Here is a 9,786-nt window from a genome sequence, read left to right as displayed (position 1 = left end):
GCCCCCACCCCCCGTTGAGGGTTGCACAGTGGATCTCTCTCCAGGGAATTCTGGGGTCTTTTTCTCCCTCCCGCCCGGCGGTGCGCATCCCGTTCATGCTGGACAAAGCCCTGAGGATGATTCTCCATGCCGTTGATCGTGGATCGCCTCACCAAGATCTATCCGGATGGGACGCGGGCGCTGCACGAGGTCAGTTTCACGGTTGAGGACGGGGAATTTGTGGCCATCATCGGGCTCAGCGGGGCGGGGAAAAGCACCCTGCTGCGCTGTATCAACCGCCTGATCGAGCCGACCTCCGGACGGGTGATCTGGAACGGGGTCGACATCACCGCGGCTTCGCCCCGGGAGCTCCGAAAGATCCGTCGTCAGATCGGAATGATCTTTCAGCAGTTCAATCTGGTCAAACGCGCCACCGTCCTCACCAATGTCCTCACCGGCCGTCTGGGGTATGTGAACCCCTGGCTCAGCCTCCTGGGCTATTTCCCCCCTTCGGAAGTGCAACGGGCGATGCGAGCTCTGGAACGCGTCGGGCTGGCGGATCTGGCGGATAAGCGGGCGGATGAGCTCTCCGGCGGGCAGCAGCAACGGGTGGGCATCGCCCGGGCGCTGATGCAGGAGCCCCGCCTCCTGCTGGCGGATGAACCGGTCGCCAGCCTGGATCCCGTCCTCGCCCACTCCATCCTCCGCTACATCGAGGAGCTCAACCGCAAGGACGGCGTCACCGTGCTCTGCAGCCTCCACTTCCTGGATCTCGTCCATCGCTATGCAACCCGGGTGATCGGTTTGAAGGACGGCATCAAGGTGTTCGATGGGCGTCCGGACGAGATCGATGATCGTCGCTTTAAGGAAATCTACGGGCAGGAGGCGGAGCGCATTGGCGGCTGAGCGCCGGCCCCCACGAAGCTACCTGATCATTCCCGGTCTGGCCTATTCTGCCATGGGGCTGCGCACCCTGGCCGGGATCTGGCTGGGAGTTTCCCTGACGCTGGTCGGCCTCGCCATGTGGCGGGGCCATCTCTGGCTGTGGATCTCGGCCGGCTTGTGGTGGATGGGCACCGGCTATGATGCCTGGCGGCGATGGAAAGGCCGCCGGCCCCGTCTGTGGCCGGCCACGCTGGTCGCTCTCGCCGCGATCTACGGGGTGGGCTGGGAGGTTACGGAGATCCACCCCCTGGCTCCCTTCGAGCGCTTCGATAAAATGCGGCCATATCTGATCGCCCTCACGCAACCGGATCTCCTGACCTACCCCACGGAACGGCAGATATATCGGATCCCCGTGGAAGTCCCCTGCACGCACCCACCCTCCCCCAGGGAAATACAACGGGAGGCTCAGGTCTGGCTCTCCGCGGACTGCGCGCAGGCGGGGGATCTCCTCACCCTTCAGGGAAAGGGATTCCCGACAGGCCCCTCCCTGGAACTGTGGTGGGTGAATCCCATCGGGGAGCGCCAGCGGATCCTCCAGGAGGGCCGTCCCCTTTCCCTGCAGGCAGATGCCTCCGGTCGATTCCGCACAGCCTTTATCGTCCCCCGGGCGGTTCCGCTGGGGTTCGAGCCGCCTCCCGGCCAATCCCAGACCCACTTCCTGGAGCTCCACGTCGTGCGGGTGATCGGAGGACCCCGTCCCAGCGAAGCACTGCTGGAGGTCGCGGAGAAAATGGGGGAGACGGTGGCCATCGCGCTGCTGGCCACCACCTTTGCCGTGCTGATCGCCGCCCCTCTCTCCTTTCTGGCCGCCCGGAATCTGATGAGCGGCTCCCTGCCCGCTCGGGCGATCTACTACGCGATGCGCGGGTTTTTTAATATCATCCGCTCCGTGGAGCCTCTGATCTTCGGAATCGTGTTCGTGGTGTGGGTGGGGCTGGGATCCTTCGCTGGGATGCTCGCTTTAATGGTGCACTCGATCGCTGCGCTGGGGAAACTCTTCTCCGAGGTCATCGAGCATATCGATCCGGGCCCGGTGGAGGCGTTAACGGCCACCGGAGCGAACCGCCTCCAGGTCATCCGCTACGCCGTCGTTCCTCAGGTCGTGCCGGAGTTTGTCTCCTTCGCGGTCTATCGCTGGGACATCAACGTCCGCATGTCGACGATCATCGGTTTCGTGGGCGGCGGAGGGATCGGGTTCCGGCTAAGCGAGTGGATCCGGCTGAGCGCCTACCGGCAGGTCGCGACAGCGGTGATCGGCATCGCCCTGGTGGTGATGACGCTGGATTACGTCAGCGCCCGGGTGCGGCGTCGGATCGTATGAAAGCAGGGGCGCCTTCCGTGCGAGCTCTGGGAAGAGAGAGGCCAGCGAGTCTTCCCGAACGCGAACCCAACGGCATAAACGCTACTCAAATAAAGGGTGCTTCCAGGATGCGCCGACACCGCCGATGGCTTCAAATCATCGGGGCGCTGCTTGCCCTCGGCATCTACGCCGGATCCTGGCACGTGGTGGGCATTGACCCGAGGAAACTGGTGGAGCCTCAGGCGGCCCGGCGTGCCCAGGAGATCTTCACCGCCTTCCTGACGCCGGAGATCCTGATCCCCGAACGGGGGATCCAGCGCGTGGAGGCGCCGGTGAGGGTCCCATGCGAATCCGGGAACCCCCCCGAAGCGGTGGAGGTGGGCGAAGGCCCCCGCATGTTCCTCCCGCCATGCGCCTCGACGGGAACGCGGATTCGGATTCGGGGGGAAGGGTTTCGCCCGGGGAGCGAGCTGGTGCTGCGATGGGTTTTCCCCCCCAGCCCGCAATTGCCACTGGGCGGCGAATTGCTGGCCGGTCGGACCCGGACGGATGCCGCTGGCCACTTTGAGCTGGATGTGGAGATCCGGCCCCTCCTCGTCCAGGAAGGCGGCGCCCGCCTGCAGGCGGAAGCCCGATGGGAGGGACGATGGCAGATCAGCCCGGCGCTGACCCGCACTCTGGAGCTCACGCTGCAAACGATCTTCCTGGCGCTGATGGCCACCACCCTGGCCACCGGGGTGGCTGTACCCCTCTCCTTTCTGGCCGCTCGTAACCTCACCGCCCGGGGCCCTGCGGGGACCGCTATTTATTATCTCATCCGCACGATCTTCAATGTGGTGCGCTCTATCGAGCCCCTCGTAGTGGCGGCGATCTTCGCCACATGGGTCGGCTTCGGCCCCTTCGCCGGCGTGCTGGCCCTGACCGTGGCCACCGTGGTCAACCTGGGCAAGCTCTTCTCCGAAGTCATCGAGACCATCGACCCGGGGCCGGTGGAAGCCATTACGGCGACTGGGGCGAACACCCTCCAGGTCATCCGCTACGCCGTGATCCCTCAGATCACCTTGCCGTTCCTGGCGTTCATCATTTATCACTGGGATATCAATGTCCGGATCTCTACGGTTGTGGGGTTTGTGGGCGGCGGAGGGATTGGGTATCAGCTGAAGCTGTGGATCGATCAAACGGATTATCATAAGGCCGGGACGGCCGTGTGGGCGATCATTGCGGTGGTCTCGGCGATGGATTATGTCAGCGCACGGTTGCGCGAGGCCATCCGATGAGATCAATGGTGAAGTGGCTCCTACCGGTGGCTCTTATCGGCCCCAACCGACAGCCCAGGGGGTCTGCGCTGAAGCACTATCGCGTGGGACGAGCGAAATAACTCAGGGCAAGGCGGATTTTCTCTTCCAGAGGCAGGTTGGGATCCGGCGGCACATGGGCCAGGGCGGCCTGGGCTTCCACCACGCTGTAGCCCAGCGCCGTGAGCGCCGCGATGATCTCCGTATCCTCCGCCCGCGGGATCGGAACCCCCGGTGCTGGCCCCACCCCGATGCGATCCTTCAGGTGAAGGATGATCGCCCGTGCGGTTTTAGGTCCGATGCCAGGCACCCGACGGAGGACATCCACCTGCTCCTGGGCGATGGCCGCCCGCAGGGCAGGAGCGGAAAGGCTCAGCAGCGCGAGGGCGGCCCGCGGCCCCACACCGTTCACGGTAAGCAGCTGTTCGAAGAGCTCCCGCTCATCCTCGTCGGCGAACCCATAAAGGGTGAAGACCAGCCCATGGCCTTCCAGACGGGTCACCACGGCCGTATGCAGCGTGATGGGCTCCCCGATCCGCGCGCGGGCCAGCACGCTGGGAGGGACATGGGCCTGGATCACCCAGCCGTTCAGATCCAGCCGGATCCAATCCTTCCCAATCGCTTCCACAATCCCACGCACCTGAACCAGCATCGCGCCTCATCCACTCCTGGAATTCCGTAGCAGGTCCTCTCTTCAGAGATCACCGCCGACGAAGGGAATAACCGATATATTTTCATTCGCCGGATTTTTGAAGCTCTCGCGCGGGAAGCCCCGCGAGCTCCACGGCCGGCGGCCATGGCCGGGCAGGCGGCGGCGTGGGGAGCGCTGCATAGGCCGGATCGGTGATCAGCCACACACCCGCCGGAAGCAGGTAGGCCAGCCGGATCGCTTCCTCAACGGCCTCACCGAACATCGCCCCTGTGGCCAGCCCCGGGCCTTCCAACCATCCCACCGATACGGATCCGATGTGGAGCACGGCCCTCCATGAGGATGCCTCTGGATTTGCATGCCGAAGGGCATTGAGCGCCCGCGCCACGCTGGGGAACAGGGCCAGCAGACCTCCATCCGGGATAGGCAGGAGAATCCCGTTTCCCTGCCGGAGGCCACGGGCCCAGCACGCCCACTCGGGGAGCAGATGCGACGGACTCCTGGAATCCGGGGGGCGCAGAGCCAAGATCCCGGCGGAGGGATAACGCCCATGGTCTGGAAGGGAGGGGCGGAAGGCCGCGAGCCAGCGGAACCCGACGCGCAGCGCGACCAGGCGTTCGGCCACCGCGATCCGGGCCAGGAGCTCCTGCGGAGCGTAGGGCTTCGTTACGTAATCATCAGCCCCAGTCAGGAGGGCCTCCGCGATGTGATCCGGGTCGGTGCGCCCGGAGACCACCAGAATGGTCAGGTTCCAGCCGAAGGATCGGGCGCGCAACTCCCTCAACCAGGCCAGGCCATCCCCATCCGGCAGGTTCAGGTCCAGGATGATCACGGTGGGGCGAAGCTCCAGCAGGCGCTGACGGGCAGTTCGGAGATCCGGGGCCACCACCGCCGGCCGACGGCTCCAGCTCAGCAGCTCATAAAGCGCCTGCGCCTCCGCAGGCTGATCCTCCACGATCAGAACCGGGCCGATCATGCGGGACCTCGTGCGATGCGCCGCCCCGGAGAGGTTTTCCCGAATCCGATCCGTGCCACCCCTACCTCTGGTGGCGACCGTTAAAGGATCGCTGAAAGGCGAGCGTGATTCAGATGGCAGATCGCAACCGCGAGGGCATCCGCCACATCATCCGGGCGGGGGATCTGAGGCAGGCGCAGGAGCATACGGATCATGGCCTGGATCTGGGCTTTGGGAGCGTGCCCATATCCGACCAGCGCCTGTTTGACATCGGCTGGCGTGTATTCATAGACCGGGATCTCCGCCTGGGCCAGCGCCAGCAGCGCCACGCCCCGCGCCTGGCCGACGGCGAAAGCGGTGGTCACATTGCGACCAAAGAAAACGCGCTCGATGGCGGCGACATCCGGACGGTAACGCTGAATCAGTGAGCGAAGGGCCTCGTAAAGCTCCCGGAGACGCACCGGAAGGGGGTCCCCCGCCGGCGTCCGGATATCCCCATAAGCCAGGGCCTCGAGATCCCCTCCCCGGTCCTCGATCAGACCATATCCCGTAATGGCGATCCCCGGATCGATCCCCAGCACCCGCATCAGGCGGCCTGAGCCTCGTATTTGCGGATCAGCTCGTCCGAGATTTCCAGGTTCGAGTAAACCTGCTGCACGTCGTCCAGCTCCTCCAGGGCGTCCACCAGCGACATCACGGACATGGTCGCCTGGTCATCGAGGGTCACCCGAGTCTTAGGTCGCATGGTCAGCTCCGCGTTGTCGATGGTCAGGCCGGCCTGCAGCAGGCTCTGACGGACCGCCTGGAGGTCCTCCGGCGCGGTGTAGATCTCCACCAGATCCTCGCTGATCTCCACGTCTTCCGCCCCGGCCTCGATGGCGAGCTCGAAGATCTTCTCTGGATCCTGGCCATCCGGTCGGATCGCAATGTATCCTTTCTTCTCAAAGTTCCACATCACCGCGCCGGATTCCGCGAGGCTGCCGCCGTGGCGGGAGAAGATCCGGCGGAGCTCGGCCACCGTCCGGTTTCGATTGTCTGTCAGCACCCGCACAATAATCGCCACCCCATGGGGGCCATATCCCTCGTAAAGCAATTCTTCGAATTGCTCCGCCCCCTTCTCGAGGCCCGCCCCGCGCCGGATGGCCCGTTCGATGTTCTCCTTGGGCATATTGGCGGCGCGCGCCCGCTCGATCGCCAGCCGCAGGCGCAGGTTCGTCTCCGGGTCCGGCCCTCCCTCCCGGGCCGCGACGATCAGCTCCCGGGTCAGGCGGCTGAAGAGCTGTCCTCGCTTGGCATCCATGGCTGCCTTGCGATGCTTAATGTTCGCCCATTTGCTGTGTCCGGCCATCGAGATTCCCTCCTCTTCCGAATGATGTTCGAGTAACAGGCCTCTCTCCGGGGGATCTTTTCAAGCCGGCCCGATCATTCGGGTGACAGGCGAAGCAACCACCGGCCGTCCGATTGCCGCCGGAATCCCCTTAATGAGGGGTCAGCACGCTCGCCTGAAACCCGACGCCACTGCAATTCTATCATAGGAACGGCCCAGGGGATATCTCCCCATAGGGACTCTGGAGACCGGGCGGGGCATTAAAGGGTGTTCCCTGCGTCCACCGGAGAACGCTTCGCCCCCTCTATGATGAGGATGGGTGTTTCTTACCGATCCCTACCCGGCCGCACGAGTTCAACAGCAACAAAAATAAAAAGGGGATGGCGGCCCGATCAGGTGCCATCCCCTCTCAGCTATAACAACACGGGATAAGCGTTCTAAGGGGCGCTAACCGCCCGGTAGGCGTTGATGCGCCCCCAATACCAGTAGCGCCCGGTGCCCGGAATCGGATCGGCGGTGGTCTCGATCCGCTGGCGGACACAGGTGTTGGTGGTGCACCGGCCGCTCGCCCACACCAGCCCCGCCAGCCCTGCCACATGGGGGGTTGCCATAGAGGTGCCGTTCAGGGCGTCATACGTGGTCCGGTAACCATACTGCGTGGTCAAATAGACAGGCGTGTCCGGCATGGTGGAAAGGATCCGAACCCCTGGCGCGGCGACATCGACCCACTTGGCACCGTAATTGGAGAACGAGGCTTTGTTGTCGTTCTCATCCGTGGCGGCAACAGCGATACAGTTCGTGTAAGCCGCCGGGTAAGTCTTGGCGCTGGAACCGTTGTTGCCGGCGGCGCAGGCCAGCACCGCCCCCTTATTCCAGGCGTAATCCACCGCATTCTGTAAGGTGAGCGAGCCAATGGAACCGCCCAGGCTGAGGTTAATGACCTTCGCGCCGTTATCCGCGGCCCACACAATGCCATCCGCCACCTGCGCGTAGGTCCCCGACCCGCTGGCATCCAGGACCTTGGCGGCCAGCAGACTGACCTGCCAGTTCATGCCCGCCACCCCAATCCCGTTATTCGTCAACGCCCCGATGGTCCCCGCCACGTGGGTGCCGTGGCCGTTATCATCCTCCGCGTTGTTGTCGTTGTTCACGAAATCCCGCTGCGCAACCACAGCGGGAAGATCCGGATGGCTATTGTCGATCCCCGTATCCACCACCGCGATGCGGATCGCGCTGGAGCCGGTTGTGAGATCCCAGGCCGCATAGGCCTGGATCTTCCCCCATGCCCACTGAGACACGCATCCGGACTTCGAGGAATTATAACAGGTGGTGTTGTCATAAGGATCGTTGGGATCCAGCGCGATGCTCGCTATACCGTTGGGCTCTACATATTCGACTTGAGGATGGCGGCTCAACGCGGCCAGCACGGCATCGATGGCTTGAGGAGGAACCTTCACCACCCAGACGCCGAGGAGGGTCTGATGATGAAGGCGGAAACCAAAGGCCCGCGCCAGCGCCGCCGGATCCGCGCCCGGTTTGAGCTTCACCAGAAGCTCATCGGGCACATAACTGCCCGGCGGAAGCCCCTGCGTGGTCGGAGTGCGAGGAACCCAGCCGGTTAAGCCCGCGACCAGGACCGTCAGAAGAACCAGCCATCGCCGCCCCATGGGTTTCCTCCATATGGTGGATTTCCCTGACCATGCTGGGTCAAATGCAGAAAACCCGTTACCTCGCTCCACCGCTCAAATCCTGAATTCGCCACATGATTACACCGCATGAATTAACTATAGAGATATGGGTTATGAGACAGGAAGGAAGGCTGCCCTTCCCACCCCTCCTGCCTTTCCTGCCCCTCTCCCGGGAAGTCAAGGGAGAGCACCCAATCCCGGGCTCTTCCGGTGGAGAGATCGATTCGCTCATACCGCAAATCCGCGGGGCTCACATGGAGAAGACCCACCGCCGGCCCCTGCTGGACATAATAATCCGGGGCCACGGGGCCCGGGTTCACCAGCCAGACCCCGTTCACACGAACCAGATGGGGCCGGTGCGTATGCCCAGAGACGATCACATGCACCGGATCCCGGAAAGCGAAACGCGCATACCGTAGATACCGCAACGGCTCGAAGCCGAGGGCTGTTTCCCGGATTTTATTTTTCAGGTAGACGGGCCATCCGCCGTGGCCATGCACCAGCCCGATCCGGACCCCATTGATCTCTACGACCTCCCGCCACGGCAGGCGGAGCCCCAGATCGGCGTTCCCCCTGACCGCCACCACCGGGGCCAGGCGAGCCAGCTCATCCAGCACCGGCCAGCGATTGAGATCCCCTGCATGCAGGATCAGGGCAACGCCCCGGAACACCTCGATCACTGGAGGGGGAAGACGCTCCAGCCGCTGGGGAACATGAGTGTCCGCAATCAGGCCCACGGTCATGGTCCGCATAACACTCCCCTCAGCGCTCCGCGACCCCGCGCGCCTTCTGCTTCACCACGCGCTGAATAAAGCGCTCGATTTGCTCGAAAGCCTCTTCCTGCTCAATATCCTCAGGAATGACATGGCCGCTGTGAATGAGCCAGTGGATCGTCTTGTCGCGGCTTCCCAGCCGGTGATAAACCGCCCATCCCTGGTCCGGAGGGACCGTGCGGTCGGATCGGGAGTAGATCAGCAGGGCAGGGCATTGCACCTGATGGAGGCGAGCGGCCGCCGCCTGAACCGCCCGAACCACCTCTTCCACCGCTGTCATCGGATACCACGAGTATGAAACCGGCTCCGCCTGCGCCTCGGGATCGTGGAGCTCCGATGATCGCTTCCCGACATGGGGGATCAGCCATTTCAACAGCCAGAGAAACCGAAGGCGGATATCCCGGATCCGGTAAGGGGAGGCCATAACGATCAGGCCGTCCGGAGGTTGGTGGGCTGCCTCATAGAGGGCGAGGACGCCGCCCAGCGAGAGGCCGCACAGGAACACATACTCGCATCGCTCCCGCAAGATCTTCGCACCGGTGGCCACCGCCTCCGCCCAATCCCGCCAGGTCACCCCGCGCAAATCCTCCGGCCGCGTCCCATGGCCAGGCAACCGGATCCCCAGCGCCGTCCACCCGCGATCGGCCAGGAAAACCCCGAGCCGCCGCATCTCTTGAGGGGTACCCGTGAACCCGTGGATCAGCAACACACCGAGGGATCCGCCGGGGAAGAAGAACGGCTCGCCGCACGGGCACAGCGGCCCTTCCCCGGGGCGGGGTCCCCAGCGGGCCAGGACGTCCGCTTCCAGAAGCGGAGCAGCCTCCATGCGATCCCCCCAGGTCATCGACATTCTCTCCCTCTCCTGTAAAATAAGC

10 protein-coding genes are annotated in these 9,786 nt (G+C 64.0%); 3 read left to right on the top strand and 7 right to left on the bottom strand.

Translation table 11 applies throughout. The features are described from left to right. Positions 1–126: 126 nt before the first annotated feature. The 3 genes from phnC (at position 127) to phnE (VAE54_RS05485) (ending at position 3,501) form a co-directional block, all read left to right on the top strand. The gene (phnC, locus tag VAE54_RS05495) at positions 127–885 is read left to right on the top strand and encodes a phosphonate ABC transporter ATP-binding protein (protein WP_322800937.1); all 759 of its coding nucleotides are present in this window, start codon (positions 127–129) and stop codon (positions 883–885) included. Continuing rightward, positions 875–2,245: a phosphonate ABC transporter, permease protein PhnE gene (phnE, locus tag VAE54_RS05490; protein ID WP_322800936.1), complete on the top strand. Its 1,371-nt coding sequence runs from the start codon at positions 875–877 to the stop codon at positions 2,243–2,245. Before phnC ends, phnE (VAE54_RS05490) begins: the two co-directional genes overlap by 11 nt. A gap of 107 nt (positions 2,246–2,352) precedes the next feature. After that, positions 2,353–3,501 (top strand): phosphonate ABC transporter, permease protein PhnE, encoded by a 1,149-nt coding sequence (phnE, locus tag VAE54_RS05485; RefSeq protein ID WP_322800935.1) that lies wholly within the window; start codon positions 2,353–2,355, stop codon positions 3,499–3,501. A gap of 76 nt (positions 3,502–3,577) precedes the next feature. Here the strand turns inward: phnE (VAE54_RS05485) and ruvA are convergent, their stop codons facing one another. The 7 genes from ruvA to VAE54_RS05450 form a co-directional block, all read right to left on the bottom strand. Continuing rightward, positions 3,578–4,171, bottom strand: a complete 594-nt coding sequence (gene ruvA / locus VAE54_RS05480) for a Holliday junction branch migration protein RuvA (RefSeq protein ID WP_322800934.1) — start codon at positions 4,169–4,171, stop codon at positions 3,578–3,580. Between the two features lie 82 nt (positions 4,172–4,253). Continuing rightward, positions 4,254–5,144, bottom strand: coding sequence for a response regulator transcription factor (locus VAE54_RS05475; RefSeq protein WP_322800933.1), 891 nt, complete (start codon positions 5,142–5,144; stop codon positions 4,254–4,256). An 80-nt stretch (positions 5,145–5,224) separates the two neighbouring features. Continuing rightward, entirely contained in the window at positions 5,225–5,710 is a 486-nt protein-coding gene (gene ruvC, locus VAE54_RS05470) for a crossover junction endodeoxyribonuclease RuvC (protein WP_322800932.1), read from the bottom strand. Further along, positions 5,710–6,471, bottom strand: a complete 762-nt coding sequence (locus tag VAE54_RS05465; RefSeq protein ID WP_322800931.1) for a YebC/PmpR family DNA-binding transcriptional regulator — start codon at positions 6,469–6,471, stop codon at positions 5,710–5,712. Before VAE54_RS05465 ends, ruvC begins: the two co-directional genes overlap by 1 nt. A gap of 416 nt (positions 6,472–6,887) precedes the next feature. Beyond that, positions 6,888–8,117: a S8 family serine peptidase gene (locus VAE54_RS05460; protein WP_322800930.1), complete on the bottom strand. Its 1,230-nt coding sequence runs from the start codon at positions 8,115–8,117 to the stop codon at positions 6,888–6,890. 113 nt (positions 8,118–8,230) lie between these two features. Then, a complete protein-coding gene (locus tag VAE54_RS05455) occupies positions 8,231–8,890 on the bottom strand; it encodes a metallophosphoesterase family protein (RefSeq protein WP_322800929.1) in 660 nt (219 codons plus the stop codon). Between the two features lie 10 nt (positions 8,891–8,900). Further along, entirely contained in the window at positions 8,901–9,761 is an 861-nt protein-coding gene (locus VAE54_RS05450; RefSeq protein WP_322800928.1) for an alpha/beta hydrolase, read from the bottom strand. Positions 9,762–9,786: the final 25 nt, after the last annotated feature.

This window comes from Thermoflexus sp., assembly GCF_034432235.1.
In the GTDB taxonomy this organism is placed as follows: Bacteria; Chloroflexota; Anaerolineae; order Thermoflexales; family Thermoflexaceae; genus Thermoflexus.
The sequence above is the reverse complement of the archived record's forward strand: the minus strand, read 5'-3'. Positions and strand labels throughout refer to the sequence as shown.

What these genes read in the sequence shown, in the direction of transcription:
- VAE54_RS05475 (WP_322800933.1), bottom strand. Translation starts at nt 5,144, where the DNA reads ATGATCGGCCCGGTTCTGATCGTGGAGGATCAGCCTGCGGAGGCGCAG.
- VAE54_RS05460 (WP_322800930.1), bottom strand. Translation starts at nt 8,117, where the DNA reads ATGGGGCGGCGATGGCTGGTTCTTCTGACGGTCCTGGTCGCGGGCTTA.
- VAE54_RS05465 (WP_322800931.1), bottom strand. Translation starts at nt 6,471, where the DNA reads ATGGCCGGACACAGCAAATGGGCGAACATTAAGCATCGCAAGGCAGCC.
- ruvA (WP_322800934.1), bottom strand. Translation starts at nt 4,171, where the DNA reads ATGCTGGTTCAGGTGCGTGGGATTGTGGAAGCGATTGGGAAGGATTGG.
- ruvC (WP_322800932.1), bottom strand. Translation starts at nt 5,710, where the DNA reads ATGCGGGTGCTGGGGATCGATCCGGGGATCGCCATTACGGGATATGGT.
- VAE54_RS05455 (WP_322800929.1), bottom strand. Translation starts at nt 8,890, where the DNA reads ATGCGGACCATGACCGTGGGCCTGATTGCGGACACTCATGTTCCCCAG.
- phnE (WP_322800935.1), top strand. Translation starts at nt 2,353, where the DNA reads ATGCGCCGACACCGCCGATGGCTTCAAATCATCGGGGCGCTGCTTGCC.
- phnC (WP_322800937.1), top strand. Translation starts at nt 127, where the DNA reads ATGCCGTTGATCGTGGATCGCCTCACCAAGATCTATCCGGATGGGACG.
- VAE54_RS05450 (WP_322800928.1), bottom strand. Translation starts at nt 9,761, where the DNA reads ATGTCGATGACCTGGGGGGATCGCATGGAGGCTGCTCCGCTTCTGGAA.